This window comes from Streptomyces sp. NBC_00038 (assembly GCF_026343635.1).
Taxonomy (GTDB): domain Bacteria; phylum Actinomycetota; class Actinomycetes; order Streptomycetales; family Streptomycetaceae; genus Streptomyces.
In genome coordinates, this window is sequence record NZ_JAPELQ010000001.1 from 3,532,952 (window position 1) to 3,550,174 (window position 17,223).

Genomic DNA, 17,223 nt, shown 5'->3' on the forward strand with positions numbered 1-17,223 from the left:
CAGCACCCGCGTTCGAACATTTGTTTGAGTCGATTCCGCCGGGGCAGGTAGCCAGGCATGGCGACGATCTCCCTGCCCGGCCAACTCGTCCGCACGCGACGCTTCGAGCTCGGCGTCCCCGAACAGTTCACGGTGACGCCGGACGGATCGGCCGTGCTGTTCCTGCGCAGTCGAGCGGGCGACGATCCCGTCACCTGCCTGTGGGCGCTGGACCTCGCCTCCGGGACGGAGCGGCTGCTCGCCGATCCCGCGAAGCTGGTCGACGCGCCCGGGCAGGCCATCGGGATCGAGGCCTATGCCACCGACCGGGCGGCCACCGGGCTGGTCGCCTTCTCGCTGGCCGGCGGGTTGTGGACAGCGGACACGGGTGGCGGCCGGGCTCGGCGGGCGCCCGTCGAGGGACCGGTGACCGACCCCCGGCCCGATCCCACCGGACGGCGGATCGCATACGTACGCGGCGGCGCCCTGCGGATGACCGAGGCCGACGGGACCGGGGACCGGGCGGTCCTGGCGCCCGACGGGCCGGATGTCACGTACGGGGTCGGTGAGCACACGGGCGCCACGTCGACGGACGGTCCGCGCGGGTACTGGTGGGCGCCGGACGGCGAACGGCTGCTCGTCGCACGCACGGATTCCGCGGCGGTCGAGCTCTGGCACATCACCGACCCGGCCGAGCCCGCCAGGCCTCCGCGCGCCGTGCGCTACGCGGCGGCCGGGATGCCCAACGCCGAGGTCACCCTGTGGATCGCGGGGGCCGAGGGCGGGGCACGGACCGAAGTGCGCTGGGACCGGAGGGCGTTCGAGTACGTGGTGGGCGCCGGGTGGGACACCCACGGCCCGTACGCCGTCGTGCAGTCCCGTGACCAGCGTACGGTCCGCCTTCTCGGGATCGATCCGGCCGGCGGCCGGACGAGAGTGCTGCACGAACAGCGCGACGAGCGCTGGGTGCAGCTGATCCCCGGCCTGCCCGCGCGCACCGGCTCCGGCGCCGTCGTCGCACACGCCGATCTGCGCGGCACCCGGTATCTGACCGTGGACGGAACGGCCGTGACACCACCCCGGCTCCAACTGCGGGCCGTGCTCTCCATCGAGGGCGACGACCTGCTGTTCACGGCGTCCGAAGACCCGGCCGAGACCCACCTGTGGACGTACCCGGCGGCCGGCGGCCTGCGGCGGCTGAGCGTCGAGCCGGGGGTGCACTCCGGTGTGCGCCACGGCGGGACCCTGGTCCGGGTCGCCCGGTGCGCGGACCGGCCGGGCGGGCGGACCGCCGTACTGCGGGAGGGCCAACCGGCCGTCCCCATCGACTCGTTGGCCGAACGGCCGGTGCTCGACGTATACGCGACCCGGCTCGTGCTCGGACCCCGCGAACTGCGCGCCGTACTCCATCTCCCGTCCTGGCACCGGCCGGGCAGCGGGCGGCTGCCGGTCCTCCTCGACCCGTACGGCGGGGCGAGCAGACAGCGGGTCACCGCCGAACTGGAGTGGCGTTCACTCGTGGCGCAGTGGTTCGCCGAGCAGGGCTTCGCCGTCCTGGTGACCGACGGGCGCGGCACTCCGGGGCGCGGGCCCGACTGGGAACGCGAGGTCCACGGCGACCTGTTCGGGCCGGTGCTCGACGACCAGGTGTCCGCGCTGCACGAGGCCGCCCGGCTGCACGGCGACCTCGACCTGGGCCGCGTCGGGATCCGCGGCTGGTCCTTCGGCGGCTCCCTCGCCGCGCTCGCCGTGCTGCGCCGCCCGGACGTCTTCCACGCCGCGGTGGCCGGCGCGGGCGTCACCGACCAGCGGCTCTACCACGCCCACTGGCGCGAGCGGTTCCTCGGCCATCCCGACGAGTTCCCGGCACGGTACGAGACCGACTCGCTGCTGCGCGCCGCACCCCGGCTCACCCGGCCACTGCTCCTGATGCACGGTCTCGCCGACACCAACGTCCACCCGGCCAACACCCTGCGCCTGTCCAGCGCCCTGCTGGCCACCGGGCGCACGCACGAGCTGCTGCTCCTGCCCGGTGTCGGGCATCAGGCGATGAGCGCGCCGATCACCGAGGAACTGCTGCGGTACCAAGTGCGTTTCCTGAAACGGAACTTGGGCGTGCAGGTGATCCCTCACCAGTTCGGATGATCCGAGCAGGGAACACCGGGCAGGTCATGAGCCCCGAAGGGAACTCGGATGAGTACGGGAACAGTGGCGGCGCTGCGCCGCTATCCGGTGAAGTCCATGCTGGGCGAGGTGCTGGAGTCTGTGCGGGTCACGGAGCAAGGGCTGTCCGGGGACCGGGTGTTCGCGGTTCTCGACGAGGAGGCGGGGACGGTCGGCAGCGCCAAACATCCTCGCAAGTGGGGGGCGTTGCTGCGCTGCCGGAGTCGGCTGACCGGCTCCGGCGCCGCCCGGGTGGAGCTTCCGGACGGTACGGCTCTGCACTCCGGGGAGGCCGAACTGGACAAGCGGCTCTCCGAGTTGCTGGGCCGCCGGGTCTCGGTGTCGGACAGTCCGCCGGAGACGGGCGGCGGCGTCCTGGAACGGGCGGTGCCCGAGTACGAGGGCGGAGTACCGGACATCGTGCGGCAGCGGGCGTTCACCGACGGGACCGGGGAGACCATCACCAGCGGCCGGGTCGCAGCGGGCACCTTCTTCGACTACGGGAAGGTCCATCTGGTCACCACCGCCTCACTGGAACGGCTGCTCGCCGTCCACCCCGCCGGGGACTTCGACGCCCGCCGGTTCCGGCCGAACCTGGTGGTCGACGTCCCCGGCGGCGGACCCGGGTTCCCGGAGGACGCGTGGCCGGGCGGTGCGCTGCGGATCGGCGAGGTGCTCTTCCGGGTCACCGTGCCCACGCCCCGGTGCGTGGTTCCCACCCTGGCGCACGAGGAGCTGCCCGCCGACCCGGGCATCATGCGCACGGTGGCCCGTGAGCACCGGGTGCCGGTGCTCACCCTGGGCCGGCTGTCCTGCCTCGGTGTCTATCTGGACGTCCTGGAGCCGGGCACGGTCCGGGTGGGCGACACGGTGACAGTGCCGCACTCGGCCTAGCACCGAGGGCGCCTCACCCGACGTAGGGACGCTTCTCCTTCGCCTCCCTCAACGCCCTTGCCCACCAGGCCAGCTGATCCAGCATCACATCAGCTGCCGCCGCCGGGCCCGCGGAGTCCCGAGGCTTACCGTCCGCGTCGAACGAGGCACCCGCGCCGTGGAACGACACCGTGTCGCGCACCGTGACGGCGTGGAGTTCGGCGAAGACCTGGCGGAGGTGTTCGGCGGCACGGAGGCCTCCGGCGAGGCCGCCGTAGGAGACGAGCGCGACGGGCTTGGCTCGCCACTCCGTGTAGTGCCAGTCGATGAGGTTCTTCAGACCTGCGGGGAAGGAGTGGTTGTACTCGGGCGTGAGGACGACGAACGCGTCGGCGGCGGAGAGGGCCGGGGTCACCTTGGCCAGTTCGGCGGCCGACTCGGAGCTCGGGGAGAACGTCGTGGGGAGATGGACCGAGGCGACGTCGACGACCTCGGGGACGAAGTCGTCCCGGTCACGGATCCGGCTGAGCAGCCAGTCGGCCACGACGGGACCGAACCGGCCCTCGCGGTTGCTGCCTACGACGAGGGTGAGCCGTACCGGGGGCTCAGCCTCCGACAGGGGGACGCGGACGTCGATAGGGGCGGTGGAATCAGCTGTGGCTGTCTTCATGACGGACAGCCTCATACCTGAACCTTTATTGAGGTCAAGTCGACATCACGGGTGGGCGTGGGCCACCCGCGCCCACTCGCCCACTCGGGCCGTACCCCCGTACCCCCGTACGACAACACCACCGAACTACGGCCGACGCCCCCACCCCCGATCACCCGTTCACACCCCCACCCCACACCCTTCGGGTTCTTTTCCGCGACGCACCACCCGCACCCCGGTGACCTGCCGGAATGCCGACGATCCGACCCTTCCGGTTCCCCCGTCTGACACCCGTTCACATCATTTCTGACGCGCCATCAGGAAGCGGGTCCGGCCATGTGCCACTTACCTCTGAAAGGCAGGGGCACGACCGATCCAGCGGCGCTTGGGGGTGTCGCCGGCCGCGCCCCCTCGGAGGAGCAAGCAATCATGCGACGCACAGCCCGTCTGGTGACCGGTACCGCGCTCGCCGTCGCCGCCGCGGGCCTCGCCGCGGCGCCGGCGTACGGCGGGGCCACCGGCAGCCTCGAGGTGTACCCGTCCACCGTCGTGCCCGGCGGCGACGTCACGGTGAACACGTCGGCGTGCGGTGCGGACGGTACGGCGGCGGGCGACGCCAGCGCGGTGGGGGCGGGCTCGTTCACGCTGGCCCCCAGCGCGCACGAGGAGGACGTGATCGGGCAGTTCCGGGTGCCGCCGAGCGCGCAGCCGGGGACGTACGAGATCGTCGCGAAGTGCCCCGGCGGCCGGCAGGTCACCGGCGACCTGATGGTGACCCTGACGTCCACGCGCGAACAGATCCATCCGCGCGGACATGTGAAGACGGGGGTCGGCGGCGCACTCGGCCCCGACCCCGTGCAGACCGCGGCAGGAGTGGCGGCCCTGGCCGTCGCGGCCGCGGGCGGTACCTGGCTCCTGCATCGCCGGGCGAGAGGCGACGGGATCTGACGGACACCCTCCGCTGTCCGTCCGCCGGTACCGCAGTCCCCTCCCCCTCCGTGGCCCGACGCCCCTCGCGGCCCGGAGGGGGAAGGGGACCCGAACCAGAACCAGATCGGCTCCAGAGAGGAGGCCCGCGTGCGCCGGTTCAGCAACGTAGGCAGAGTCGGCAAAGCCGGCAACATCGCCATAGCCTCCGTCACGACGGTCGCCCTCTGCTCCGGCGCCTGGCTGCTGCGCAGCGGCGCCGAGACGCACGCGCCGCCCCAGCCGTCGGCCGCCCAGGCCAGCGCCGACCGGCCCATGGAGGAGTCACCCGCGGCCCCCGCGCTGCCGCACTCCCCGCCCGACCGCATCCGCATCCCCTCGATCCACGTGAACGCCCCCCTGATGGGCCTCGGCCTCACCCCGCAGGGCAGCTTGGACGTCCCGCCCGCCGCGAAGAAGAACCTCGCCGGCTGGTACGAGGCGGGCACCACCCCCGGTGAGCAGGGCACGGCCATCGTCGCCGGACACGTCGACAACGCCGAGGGCCCCGCCGTCTTCTACGGCCTCGGCGCCCTCAAGAAGGGCAGCACCGTCGAGGTGGAGCGCCGTGACGGCAGTACGGCCGTCTTCACCGTGGACGCCGTCGAGGTGTACGACGCCCACGACTTCCCCGACGAGAAGGTGTACGGCGCCGCGCACCGCCCCGAGCTGCGCGTCATCACCTGCGGAGGCGGGTACTCGAAGTCGACGGGATACCAGGGGAACGTGGTCGTCTTCGCCCATCTGACGGGCAGCCGCGCCGGCTGACCGGCGGGGCACTCCCGCCGCGACAGAGGTCGGCGGCGGCATTACGCTGAGAAGGGCAGATTCTTTTCCCTGGCTTGAGTGTTGGCGCCTCGGCGGGGAGCTAGGAGGCCCTGATGTGGCCGATTGCCAGAATGGTCGTCACTGCCGCGTCGGCCATCGCTTTGAGTGGCGGTATCACGGCGACAACCGCCACGGAGGCAAGAGCCGACGACATGTCTCCGGACGAGATCTTCGAGCGGGTGGCGCCCGCGACCGTTCAGGTTCTCGGCAACGATTCGAGTGGTACGGGGATCGTCTACGACGCCGAAAAAGGTCTCATCCTCACCAATGCCCACGTGGTGGCCGGCCAGACCGCCCTTCAGGTCCGCATCGCGGACGGCGGGCCCGTGCCGGTCCGGCTGATGGCCAGCGATCCCTGCGAGGACCTGGCGGTCGTCAAACTCTCGACACCCCAAGAGGATCTGAAACAGGTCGAGTTCGGCGACAGCGGGGAACTCAAGCAGGGTGACGAAGTGACGGCGATCGGCTATCCGGAGGCAGCAGGGGACGCCAGTCAGCAGAAGGCCGTGCTCACCACCGGCGTGGTCCAGTCGCCCGACGTCGCCGCGACGGGCTTTGTCTCCTCGCCCGATCTGCCCTCCACCGTCCAGCATTCGGCAACGCTCAACGCGGGCAATTCCGGAGGCCCACTGCTCAACGACAACGCGGAGCTCGTCGGAATCAACTCGTTCAGCCTCTCGGGCACCGAGGGCCAGTACTACTCCATCAGCAGCAACCACGCCCAGCCCCATCTCCAGGGGCTCGCCGAGGGAAAGGGCCAGAACAATCCCGGATGGCAGGGACTACTCTCGGTCTCCGACCCCGATTTCGCCTACTACTTCCCCGAGAACGACCAGTCCGATGCCCAGGCATTCCAGGAGCGCCTCCTCAACGCGAAAATTGACGGTCTCTTCGTGAGAAGTGTGGACAGCAACTCTCCGGCCAGCGAGGCAAACCTCTATGCCGGTGATGTCATCACCGATCTCAAGGACACCGCGATCAACACCGTTCCGCAGGTGTGCGAAATCCTTCAGTCCTCCACACCGGGCGAGAAGGTCAGCCTCGGCGGCGTCTACACGGAGAGCGGGAAGTTCGACGACGGCACGCCGTACAAGTTCGGCGAGTACTGGCAGACCGACATCACGCTGAAGCAGTGAAGCGCCACCCGCTCTACGCAACCCACTGCTGGTACCCCATATTCGCCACCAACGCGAACACCACCGTCAGCAGCACCACCCGCACGAACCCGCTCCCCTTCTTCAGCGCCGTGTGCGCCCCGACCATCCCGCCCGCCAGGTTGAACACGGCCATCAGCGCGGCCAGCTGCCAGTGCACCGTGCCCTTCCAGGCGAAGGTCGCCAGGGCGCCGGCGTTGGTGCAGCAGTTGACGATCTTGGCGGTGGCGGAGGCGGTCACCAGGTCGAGGTGGAGGAGCGCGGTGAGGGCGAGCACCAGGAACGTACCGGTGCCGGGGCCGATGAGCCCGTCGTAGAAGCCGATGCCGAGGCCCGCGAGGCCGATCGCGGCGAGGACCCGGCGCGGGGAGACCGGAGCGGTCGAGGGCGCCGTGCCGAAGGCGGGCCTGAGGATCACGAAGACCCCGACGCCCAGCAGGACGACCATGACGACCGGCTTGAGCACCTCGGTGCTCAAGCCCGCCGCGACGAACGCACCCCCCGTCGAACCCGCGAGCGCCGCGAGCCCGATCCGTACGGCCAGGCCCACGTCCACCGGCGCCTTGCGCGCGTACGTCACCGCCGCGCCCGTCGTCCCGACGATCGCCACCGCCTTGTTCGTACCCAGCGCGTACGCGGCGGAGGTACCCGGCGGCAGGCCGAGCAGCAGTGCCGGGAGCAGGAGCAGCCCGCCGCCTCCCACCACCGCGTCGATCCAGCCCGCCGCGAGCGCGGCTGTACAGAGCAGGACGACCATGGTCAGCGATATGTCGGGCATGATCGCGACCTTATGGACGAGATAGATGCGCAGTCCATGAATTTCGTGAACCTTGAGGGTCTTCTGAGGTTCGACGGGTGGGAGGCGCCCGTACGACCTGGTAATCCCAGGTCCGGCCCGCGGGTCCGCCGAATCCTCACATCCGGACCGCGCCCCCGCTGAGGGCAGCGTTCCTCCCGGGAAACAACGGTGATGCGGCCGGGTAACACCGGCACCGCACGCTGCGGTCATGACCTCGAATACGCGTGTGGTGGTGATCGGCGCCGGGCTCGCGGGCGTACGGCTCGCCCGGCGGCTCGGTGAGCTCGGCGCCCCGGGCGACCCCGCCGTCTCCGTCACGCTCGTCGGCGAGGAGGAGCACCGCCCGTACAACCGCGTACTGCTCGCCGAGGTACTCGCCGGGCGGTACGCCCCCGAGGTGATCGCCCTCCCCGCGCCGGCCGGGCTGACCCGCGCCCGGGTCACCGGCATCGACCGGGCGGCGCGCACCCTGGAGTGCGCCGACGGCTCGGCGATCGCATACGACACGCTGGTCCTCGCGACCGGCTCGAACCCCGTACTCCCGCCCCTGCGCGGCCTGTTCTCGACCGATGCCGTGATCGGCCGGCGCGAACTCCCCGAGGGCGTGCACGCGTTCCGCACTCTGGACGACTGCCTGAGCCTGTCGAAGGCAGTACGGCGAGGCGCTCGCGCGGTCGTCATCGGCGGCGGTCTCCTCGGTGTCTCGGCCGCCCGCGCGCTGGCCACCCGCGGCGCCCAGGTGGTGCTGGCCCAGCAGGGCGAGCGGCTCATGGAGCGCCAGCTCGACCCGTCCGCGTCCCGGCTGATCCGCCGGCACCTCACGGACCTGGGCGTCGAGGTGCACACCGAGTGCCGGGTACGCGATGTGCGCTGCGTCGGCGGCGCGGTCCGCTCGGTGGAGATGGCCGACGGATACGCCCTCGACGCCGACCTCGTCGTCCTCGCCTGCGGGGTGCACCCCCGCGTGGGCCTGGCCCAGGAAGCGGGGCTCGCCGTGCACAAGGGCGTCCTCGTCGACGACGAACTGCGTACGTCCGACCCGCACATCCGGGCCATCGGGGACTGCGCGCAGCACTCGGGCACGGTGTACGGCCTTGCGACACCCGCGCTCGAACAGGCCGACGCACTGGCGGAGTTGATCGCCGGTGACGCGGGCGTCCGCTACACCGGCACGCGCGCGGTCACCCGGCTCACGCTGGCCGGACCCGAATTCCTCGACCTCGCCGCGTTCGGCGAACCCGATCCCCGCCCGGGCGACGACGTCGTCCAGCTCGCCGACGCCACTCGCGGCACCTACCGCAAGGTCGTCGTCCGTGACGACCGTGTCGTCGGCGGCGTACTCGTCGGCGAACTCGGCACCGTCGGCGCGCTCGCCCGTGCCTGGGAGGACGCCGAACCGCTGCCCGCGGACGGCGCACCGCTGCTCCACCTGCTCACCAACGACGGAGGCTCCTGATGCACACGGACACGACGAAGGCGGCGAAGGCCACCGACGGGACTGGGTCCGCGCACACGATCGTGCTCGTGGGCCACGGCATGGTCGGCCAGCGCTTCCTGGAGGCGCTCGCCGAGCGCGGCCTGACCGCCACGCACCGTGTGGTCGTGCTGTGCGAGGAGCCCCGCCCGGCCTACGACCGGGTCCAGCTCACCTCGTACTTCGCGGGCCGCACGCCGGACGAACTCTCCCTCACGGACGCGGAGTTCATCGCGGAGCACGGCATCGAGCTGCACCTCGGCGACCCGGCCGAGACGATCGACCGTCAGGCGCGGACGGTAACGGCCCGCTCCGGCCTGGTCGTCGCGTACGACACGCTCGTCCTGGCCACCGGCTCCTACCCGTTCGTCCCGCCCGTCCCGGGCAAGGACGCCGAGGGCTGCTTCGTCTACCGCACGATCGAGGACCTGCTCGCCATCGAGGAGTACGCGAAGGCACGCGCCACCACGGGTGCCGTCGTGGGCGGCGGGCTCCTCGGACTTGAGGCGGCCGGTGCGCTGAAGGGGCTCGGACTGACCACGCACATCGTGGAGTTCGCGCCGCGCCTGATGCCGGTGCAGGTCGACGACGGCGGTGGCGCGGCGCTGCTGCGCACCATCAAGGACATGGGCCTGTCCGTGCACACGGGCACCGGTACGCAGGAGATCGTCACCGGTGACGACGGCGCCGTGTCCGGCATGAAGCTGTCCGACGGCTCCCAACTCGCCACGGATCTCGTGGTGTTCTCGGCGGGTGTGCGCCCCCGCGACCAGCTGGCCCGCGACATCGGACTCACGGTCGGCGAACGCGGCGGCATCACGGTCGACGAGCAGTGCCGCACCTCGGACCCGCAGGTGTTCGCGATCGGCGAGTGCGCGCTCGCCTCCGACGGCCGGGTGTACGGCCTGGTCGCGCCGGGTTACGAGATGGCCGAGACGGCCGCCGCCACGATCGCCGCGGACGAGGCGAGCTTCACGGGCGCCGACCTCTCCACCAAGCTGAAGCTCCTCGGCGTCGACGTGGCGTCCTTCGGCGACGCGCACGGTGCCACCGCCGACTGCCTCGACGTCGTCTACTCCGACTCGCGCTCGGGCACGTACAAGAAGCTGGTCATCGGCCGCGGCGGCGAGCTGCTCGGCGGGATCCTGGTCGGCGACGCGGACGCGTACGGCACCCTGCGCGCCTTCACCGGATCGGTCCCGCCGATCGCCCCCGAGCAGCTGGTCCTCCCGGCGGGCGCCGGCGCCCCGGTCGCCCTCGGCCCCTCCGCGCTCCCCGACTCCGCCGTCATCTGCTCCTGCCACAACGTCACCAAGGGCACGATCCGCGGCGCGGTCACCGAGCACTCCTGCACCACCGTGCCCGAGGTCAAGAAGTGCACCAAGGCCGGTACGGGCTGCGGCAGTTGCGTGAAGGTGCTCGGCCAGCTCGTCAACGACGAACTCGAAGCGAGCGGCGTCGAGGTCGACCACGGCCTGTGCGGCTGCTTCGGGCAGACCCGCGAGCAGCTGTACGAGATCGTCCTCTCGCTCCGCATCACCTCGCACCAGGTGCTCCTTGACCGCTACGGCCGCGAGGGCGCCCGGGGCGGCGACGGCTGCGAGATCTGCAAGCCCGCCGTCGGCTCCATCATCGCCTCCCTCGCCCCGACGATCGGCGCCGACGGCTATGTCCTGGAAGGCGAGCAGGCCGCGCTGCAGGACACCAACGACCACTTCCTCGCCAACCTCCAGAAGAACGGCTCCTATTCGATCGTGCCGCGCATCCCCGGCGGCGAGATCACCCCGGAGAAGCTGATCGTGATCGGGGAAGTGGCACGGGACTTCGGGCTCTACACCAAGATCACCGGCGGTCAGCGGATCGACATGTTCGGCGCGCGGGTGGAGCAACTCCCGCTGATCTGGTCGAGGTTGGTGGACGCGGGCTTCGAGTCGGGGCACGCGTACGGGAAGGCGCTGCGCACGGTGAAGTCCTGCGTGGGCCAGACCTGGTGCCGCTACGGCGTCCAGGACTCCGTCCGTATGGCCATTGACCTGGAGCTGCGCTACCGGGGGCTCCGGTCCCCGCACAAGCTCAAGTCGGCCGTCTCCGGGTGCGCCCGTGAGTGCGCCGAGGCCCAGTCCAAGGACTTCGGCATCATCGCCACCGCCGGCGGCTGGAACCTGTACGTCGGCGGCAACGGCGGCGCGACCCCGCGCCACGCCGACCTCCTCGCCCAGGACCTCTCCGACGCCGAACTCATCCGTCTCATCGACCGGTTCCTGATGTTCTACATCCGTACGGCGGACCGGCTGGAGCGCACCTCCACCTGGCTGGAGCGGATCCCGGGCGGCCTGGACCACGTACGCGACGTGGTGGTGGAGGACTCGCTCGGCATCTGCGAGGAGCTGGAGTCGCTGATGTCCGCGCATGTGGCGGGCTACCGCGACGAGTGGGCCGAGACCATCAACGACCCCGAGAAGCTGGCCAGGTTCGTGTCCTTCGTGAACGCCCCGGACACCCCCGACCCGGTCGTCGGCTTCGTCCCCGAGCGCGACCAGATCAAGCCCGACCTGCCGCTGCTGACCATCGGCACCCGCCCCCTGGAAGGAAGCGCCCAGCGATGACCCTCGCGCCCGAGACGACCACTCTCAAGGTCCAACTCCTCCTGGACGCCAGCTGGTTCACGGTCTGCGACCTGACCCAGCTGATGCCCGGCCGCGGAGTCGCCGCCCTCCTCCCCGACGGCCGCCAGGTGGCACTGTTCCGCGACCGCGCGGGCCGCACGTACGCCATCGACAACCGCGACCCGTTCACCGGCGCGGCCGTCCTCTCCCGCGGCCTCCTCGGCACCCACCAGGGCCACACCTTCGTGGCCTCACCCCTCCTGAAGCAGCGGTTCGACCTGGAGTCGGGGCGGTGCCTGGACGATCCGGAGGTGTCGGTGGCGGTGTACGAGGTGCGCGCGGCCTGAGATTTCCGGGCGCGCGAGGGCCACGCTCCCGCGCGGACCGGATCTCCGCCACCGACGAAGTCGCCGCCGCTGTCCTGTACTTGGCGTCCGACGACGCGGCCTCCGTCGTCCGCACGGACCTGGTGGTCGACAGCGGCGGGTCCCTGGGAGTATCCGTTTCGCGTGGCAGGCAGAGGCGAACCGCCAAATACCCGGCGACCATGGCCGCGCAGATCGTGCCGGGCGGACCGAGGGACATGCAGATGCCCCCGACGGCCACCATGACCAGGCAGCACGAAGCTTCCATCAGTTGCACGGGGAAGCGCCGGACGTCCTCGCCCGTCGGCCCGTAGCGCGGCCCGACGCGCGATGGGCGCCCCACGCAGCAGCCACCGCGATGGCACCCCAGTCGGATCACGGCGAGACCGGCGGCACAGGACAAGGCCCAAACATCGAGGACCGCGGCCACTCCGGCCCCGGTCAGCGCAGCGAGGGCGACCGCGCAGGCCGCACCCACGGCGGCCTGCGTGCGCAGCCCAAAACGTGCCACCGCTGCGCGTCGCTGCCGTCGCCACACGCGGGCAAAGGCCACCGCCCATGTTGCCGGCAGACCGAGCAGCAGCAGGGTCGGGAGCCCCGTTGTCACACCGGCAACGGTCCACACGGTCTCACCGGTGAGGCCCCCGAGGACTACACATGTCGTCCAGGAACCGAAGCGGCTGCCGCCGACGCGGACAGTTACCCCCGTGGTCGCGTCGAACAGCGTGTTGGCCCGTGCCACCATTCCGCCTCGCGTCATGACTCCGCATCCCGTTCCGTTCCTGGACTACCGGACGGCGAGCGCAACACGGCCAGTACCGCCGCCGCGTAGTCCGGGTTCGCGCGCACAACGGCCATCAGCTCCTCGCGCTGCTCATTGATGTAGCCGCTGTGCGTCTGCGGATCGTCGAGTTCGGCCGCCTTGATGACGACCACTCGGTACAGCGCCCAGGCCCGGCCGCCGCGACTCTCGAAAAAATCGCGCAGCTCGCCACTGAATGCGTACAACAGTCGCGGGTCGGCGGCGAAAGCTGCCAGGAACTCATCCAGCGCGGCTTCCTTGTGCCCGGTGAGCAGCAGCGTGTCAGCATAGAGCGCCCGCAGTCGCGGCACCTCGGGGTATCGGGCGCTCACATCCCGCCAGAACGCGAGATGCGCGTCGGGGTCGTCCTCGAGATGCCGGTGCTCGTCACCCAGCCCGCCACGGAGCGTGTCGGCGAGATCGTCGACGAGGGACGGCGAAGGAACACGGGACAACGTGTTCAGGAGCCTGGACAGCCACAGTCGGGTCGGCTCGTCCGAACGCCTGTCTCGCAGCGCGCGCCGCACAGCCGCCTCCCCGGTCACGGGGCGACTCCCTGCTGTCCGCCGTCGGCCGGGCTACGGGCGGCGTCGATGTCGGTGAAGAGGTCTTTCGGCATGAACCGTTCGCTGAATGCCAAGCTGGTGACATGGGACGTCGATCCGCAGCTCGGGTGAGTGGAATGGACGGGCGTCTGGTCCCAGGGGACGCGACTGAATCCGGTATCGGTCAGCTGGATCACAGGCAGCATGTCTGCCGGGGTCACGCCGCCCTGGTCGTACGTCCGCGTTTGCACGGTGATGATGTCGAACCGGACATTGAGACAGACCTCCGCGTCGGAGTCCTCGGCCAGCAGCGCATCCAGTTGATCGCCCTGCGCGGCGAGTTTCGCTTCGATCTGCGGCGCCAGCTTTTCCATCTGTTGTTGTATCACCTGGTCTTCAAGGGACCCCTTGATCCGTGAGGCGATGTACTCGATGAGCAGCATCGCCACGATCCCGGCCGCAGTGCGCGCCCCCGCGCGGAATCGGGCGCTTCGCATACGGCCCCTGACGGCCTGCGGGTTGAGCATTCTCAGCGCCCGGCGGAAGTCACCCAGCCGCAGCCTGAGCATGTTCAGCGAGCGGAACGCGCGGGTCGTGCGAGCCCCGGCGGCATCGAAGTGCACTGATTCCATTCGGAATTCCGGATGGAACACCGAGGTGGGAAGCTTGAAGAACGCCTTGGACGCCCGGCTCAGAGTCGCGCGTCCCGGCTGGAAGTGGCCGGACTGATTGTCGATCTTGTAGACGCGTCCGCCTCTGACCTCCAACTCGCCTGCGGCAAGCACCTCCGGTTTCTTCCCGCCGATGAGGGTGGGGTGCGGCATGCCCGTTGCGCGCCCCGGCCGTCCGCCCGGTTCGCCGAGCCGCTTGGCTACCCAGACCTCGCCATCGGTGTCGACGACGTAGGTGAATTGGCCGTTCTGGAAACCGCCGGCGATTCGCCCGTTCTCCACCAGCGTGGACAGCTTCCTGGCCGTGGGGTTCTTGGCATAGCCGAGTTCCGGTGTCCACACGGGCTTGACCGCCCGGTCCGCGGGGTCCAGCCAGTTGCGCGTCCGGTCGCTCTCTTCCATGGACGGTACGACAGCGAAGGTATCCGGTGGTTTTCGCTGTACGCGCCTGCCTACCCGGCGCGACAACCGAGGCACTGCGGTGCCAGCCGCCAGACCGGCGGCCACCGCGTCCGCCTCCCGCTCGTAGGCCGGCGGTTCTCCATGCGCTTGGTGCGTGGATCCCCGCTGCTGCACGTGGTGGGCGAGTTCATGGGCGATGAGCGCATCGCCGTCGCGCGTGCCGGGCCGGTACTCACCGTCGGCGAACCACAACCGGTCATTCCGCGTCAACGCCCGGGCGCCCGCGCCTTCGGCGGACTGCGGTGCGCTGCTCACCCGGATCCGGCTGAAGTCCTCGCCGAACCAGGCTTCCATCCGATGGCGCACCTCGCCCGGCAGGGGCTCGGTTCCCGGGGCCGAGAGTGATTCTCGCCCCCGGAGCGCCGTCTCGGGCTGCTGAATGTTGCTGCGCGGAACACGATCGGCGTGCTGAGGCATGCGTCCACAGTCCGCACACCGCGTCACCCGTGCGTCACCACCCGGGCCCTTGGCAGCGATGACCAGAAGCGGGCCGTCGCCTCACCGCGGCCGGGTCAGACCTTCAGCGCGTCGTACGTCACCCCCGTCAGCTCCTCCGAAGCCTCCCAAAGCCGCTCCCCCGCAAGGTCGTTGAGGGTCCAGCCGGCCCGCCAGGACTTCGCGGGCGAGCCGCGCCACATCGCGAAGGACGGCCCGGTGAAGGAGTCGGGCTGCACGCCGGGCGCGGTGGCGGCGTACAGCGTGGGCAGCGCTCCGGCCTCGGCGCTCTGCCCGAAGACCCGGTTGCCGATCTCGATGAGCCGCTCGGTGCCCTTGCGGCCCTCCATCCTGGCTCCGGCGGTCTGGAGGTTGGTGGTGGCGTACCCGGGGTGCGCGGCGGCCGCGACGACCTCGGATCCGATGGTGGCGAGGCGGCGGGCGAGCTCGTGCGTGAAGAGCAGGTTGGCGGTCTTGGAACGGCCGTAGGCGACCCAACGCCGGTACTGGCGCTCGCTGTTGAGGTCCGTGATGTCGATGTTGGAGAGCGCGTGGACCCCGCTGGAGAGCGTCACGACGCGGGCGCCGGGCGTCCCGAGCAGGGTGGGCAGGAGCAGCCCGGTGAGCGCGAAGTGCCCGAGGTGGTTGACGCCGAACTGCGTCTCGAATCCGTCCGTCGTACGGCCGTGGGGCAGCGCCATCACACCGGCGTTGTTGATGAGCAGGTCGAGCCGGTCGTACGCGCGCTCGTACGTCGCCGCGAACTCCCGTACGGATTCCAGGTCCCCGAGATCCAGCCGTACGAACTCGACGTGCGCGCCCGGCACTTCGGACACGAGCCGGTCGCCCGCCTCGTTGCCGCGGGCCTCGCTGCGGCAGGCCAGGACCACCTGGGCGCCCTTGCGGGCCAGCTCGCGTGCGGTGACGTAGCCGATGCCGCTGTTGGCACCGGTGACGACGGCGGTGCGGCCGCTCTGGTCGGGGATGTCGCTCGCGTTCCAGCCCGTCATGGCTGAGCTCCCTCCGGGTGTGCCCGGTGTTCCGGGAACACCAGCGTATGCCGCGAGGCGGCCCCTTCGGCCTGACCGGCCCCCACCCAGCCGTCCGCCCATCCGTCGCGAATTGTCCATGACCCGTCAACTCTGCGCGTCTAGGATCCGTCAGCGCGCGACCCCGCCGTCGACCCCGGCGGCGGGGCGGTCACGGCCCTCTGGAGCGAGAGTGGAACGTCGTACCCTTCTGCGTGCAGCCGTCCTCGGTGGTTCGTCCGCCGTCCTGGGCGGAACCCTGTGGCGCGGCGCCGCCTACGCCGCACCCGCCCAGCCCGGCACCGGCCCCTACGGGGCACTGGGCACCGCCGACGCCAACGGCATCCAGCTGCCTGCCGGGTTCACCAGCCGGGTGATCGCCCGGTCCGGGCAGACAGTGCCCGGCACCTCGTACACCTGGCACAGCGCCCCCGACGGCGGCGCCTGCTACGCCGACGGCACGGGCTGGATCTACGTCTCCAACTCGGAGATCAACCCCTCCGGCGGAGCGAGCGCGGTGAAGTTCTCCTCGACCGGCACGGTCACCGCCGCGTACCGCGTCCTCTCCAACACCCGGCAGAACTGCGCGGGCGGCAAGACTCCGTGGAACACCTGGCTGTCCTGCGAGGAGGTGTCCCTCGGCTACGTCTACGAGACCGACCCGTGGGGCGTGAACGCGGCGGTGCAGCGGCCCGCGCTCGGCCGCTTCAAGCACGAGGCGGCCGCCGCCGACCCGGTACGCCAGGTGATCTACCTGACCGAGGACGAGACCAACGGCCGCTTCTACCGCTTCGTCCCGACCACCTGGGGCAACCTGTCCTCGGGCACGCTCCAGGTCCTGGTCGCGTCCACGGCCACCTCGGGCTCCTTCACCTGGACCACCATCCCCGACCCGGACGGCTCGCCGACGACCACCCGCACCCAGGTCTCCGGTTCGAAGTCCTTCAACGGCGGGGAGGGCTGCCACTACGCCGACAACACGGTCTGGTTCACCACCAAGGGCGACAACCGCGTCTGGCAGCTCAACCTTGCTTCCAGCACATACGAGTTGGCGTACGACGATTCCCTCGTGACCTCCGGCACGGCCCCGCTGACCGGCGTCGACAACATCACCGGCACCGCCTCCGGTGACCTCTTCGTCGCCGAGGACGGCGGCAACATGGAGATCTGCGTGATCACTCCCACCGATGTGATCGCCCCGTTCCTGCGCATCGGCGGCCAGTCGGCCTCGGAGATCACGGGCCCGGCCTTCTCACCCGACGGCAGGCGGCTGTACTTCTCCAGCCAGCGGGGTACCAACGGGAGTTCGTCGGGCGGGATCACTTACGAGGTGACGGGGCCGTTCCGGGCGTAACAGTTGTGGGGAGAGGGGTGGGCCACCTGGCGACCTCACGCACCGGGATTCATGCGGCTCTCAGAGTCCA

The 17,223-nt window shown here is 70.7% G+C and carries 14 protein-coding genes and 2 pseudogenes; 10 read left to right on the plus strand and 6 right to left on the minus strand.

Features of this window, described 5'->3' with window-relative positions; translation table 11 throughout:
* Nucleotides 1-57 precede the first annotated feature (57 nt).
* Both OG219_RS16060 and OG219_RS16065 read left to right on the plus strand, forming a co-directional pair.
* Entirely contained in the window at nucleotides 58-2,124 is a 2,067-nt protein-coding gene (locus OG219_RS16060; RefSeq protein ID WP_266827098.1) for a prolyl oligopeptidase family serine peptidase, read from the plus strand.
* A 48-nt stretch (nucleotides 2,125-2,172) separates the two neighbouring features.
* Nucleotides 2,173-3,036, plus strand: a complete 864-nt coding sequence (locus tag OG219_RS16065; protein ID WP_266827100.1) for an MOSC domain-containing protein — start codon at nucleotides 2,173-2,175, stop codon at nucleotides 3,034-3,036.
* Nucleotides 3,037-3,049: 13 nt separating this feature from the next.
* Here OG219_RS16065 and OG219_RS16070 read toward each other — a convergent pair whose 3' ends face one another.
* Nucleotides 3,050-3,685, minus strand: coding sequence for an NADPH-dependent FMN reductase (locus OG219_RS16070; RefSeq protein ID WP_266827102.1), 636 nt, complete (start codon nucleotides 3,683-3,685; stop codon nucleotides 3,050-3,052).
* Between the two features lie 408 nt (nucleotides 3,686-4,093).
* Between OG219_RS16070 and OG219_RS16075 the strand changes: the two genes are divergently transcribed.
* The 3 genes from OG219_RS16075 to OG219_RS16085 all read left to right on the plus strand — a co-directional run bounded on the left by OG219_RS16075 (nucleotide 4,094) and on the right by OG219_RS16085 (nucleotide 6,594).
* Nucleotides 4,094-4,612 (plus strand): hypothetical protein, encoded by a 519-nt coding sequence (locus OG219_RS16075; RefSeq protein WP_266827104.1) that lies wholly within the window; start codon nucleotides 4,094-4,096, stop codon nucleotides 4,610-4,612.
* A 129-nt stretch (nucleotides 4,613-4,741) separates the two neighbouring features.
* A complete protein-coding gene (locus tag OG219_RS16080) occupies nucleotides 4,742-5,398 on the plus strand; it encodes a class F sortase (RefSeq protein ID WP_266827106.1) in 657 nt (218 codons plus the stop codon).
* A gap of 113 nt (nucleotides 5,399-5,511) precedes the next feature.
* On the plus strand, nucleotides 5,512-6,594 hold the full coding sequence (locus OG219_RS16085; protein WP_266827108.1) for a S1C family serine protease: 1,083 nt from the start codon (nucleotides 5,512-5,514) through the stop codon (nucleotides 6,592-6,594).
* Between the two features lie 13 nt (nucleotides 6,595-6,607).
* Here the strand turns inward: OG219_RS16085 and OG219_RS16090 are convergent, their stop codons facing one another.
* Nucleotides 6,608-7,390 carry a sulfite exporter TauE/SafE family protein gene (locus tag OG219_RS16090; protein WP_266827109.1) on the minus strand — a complete coding sequence of 261 codons (783 nt, stop codon included), beginning with the start codon at nucleotides 7,388-7,390 and terminating at the stop codon, nucleotides 6,608-6,610.
* Between the two features lie 229 nt (nucleotides 7,391-7,619).
* On the opposite strand from OG219_RS16090, the gene OG219_RS16095 reads away from it, so the two are divergent.
* The 4 genes and pseudogenes from OG219_RS16095 to OG219_RS16110 form a co-directional block, all read left to right on the plus strand.
* The gene (locus tag OG219_RS16095; RefSeq protein ID WP_266827111.1) at nucleotides 7,620-8,867 is read left to right on the plus strand and encodes an NAD(P)/FAD-dependent oxidoreductase; all 1,248 of its coding nucleotides are present in this window, start codon (nucleotides 7,620-7,622) and stop codon (nucleotides 8,865-8,867) included.
* On the plus strand, nucleotides 8,867-11,491 hold the full coding sequence (nirB, locus tag OG219_RS16100; protein ID WP_266827113.1) for a nitrite reductase large subunit NirB: 2,625 nt from the start codon (nucleotides 8,867-8,869) through the stop codon (nucleotides 11,489-11,491). Before OG219_RS16095 ends, nirB begins: the two co-directional genes overlap by 1 nt.
* The gene (gene nirD, locus OG219_RS16105) at nucleotides 11,488-11,838 is read left to right on the plus strand and encodes a nitrite reductase small subunit NirD (RefSeq protein WP_266827115.1); all 351 of its coding nucleotides are present in this window, start codon (nucleotides 11,488-11,490) and stop codon (nucleotides 11,836-11,838) included. Before nirB ends, nirD begins: the two co-directional genes overlap by 4 nt.
* 38 nt (nucleotides 11,839-11,876) lie before the next feature.
* A pseudogene (locus OG219_RS16110) lies at nucleotides 11,877-11,981 on the plus strand (short-chain dehydrogenase); the annotation flags it as partial.
* A 38-nt stretch (nucleotides 11,982-12,019) separates the two neighbouring features.
* Here OG219_RS16110 and OG219_RS48260 read toward each other — a convergent pair.
* The 4 genes and pseudogenes from OG219_RS48260 to OG219_RS16125 all read right to left on the minus strand — a co-directional run.
* Nucleotides 12,020-12,616: pseudogene (locus OG219_RS48260) on the minus strand (prolipoprotein diacylglyceryl transferase family protein); the annotation flags it as partial.
* On the minus strand, nucleotides 12,613-13,203 hold the full coding sequence (locus tag OG219_RS16115) for a hypothetical protein (RefSeq protein WP_266827117.1): 591 nt from the start codon (nucleotides 13,201-13,203) through the stop codon (nucleotides 12,613-12,615). The gene OG219_RS16115 and the pseudogene OG219_RS48260, both read right to left, overlap by 4 nt.
* A complete protein-coding gene (locus OG219_RS16120; protein ID WP_266827119.1) occupies nucleotides 13,200-14,753 on the minus strand; it encodes a DUF4157 domain-containing protein in 1,554 nt (517 codons plus the stop codon). Before OG219_RS16120 ends, OG219_RS16115 begins: the two co-directional genes overlap by 4 nt.
* Nucleotides 14,754-14,848: 95 nt before the next feature.
* On the minus strand, nucleotides 14,849-15,781 hold the full coding sequence (locus tag OG219_RS16125; protein WP_266827121.1) for an oxidoreductase: 933 nt from the start codon (nucleotides 15,779-15,781) through the stop codon (nucleotides 14,849-14,851).
* Between the two features lie 211 nt (nucleotides 15,782-15,992).
* On the opposite strand from OG219_RS16125, the gene OG219_RS16130 reads away from it, so the two are divergent.
* A complete protein-coding gene (locus tag OG219_RS16130; RefSeq protein WP_266827123.1) occupies nucleotides 15,993-17,153 on the plus strand; it encodes an alkaline phosphatase PhoX in 1,161 nt (386 codons plus the stop codon).
* Nucleotides 17,154-17,223 lie beyond the last annotated feature (70 nt).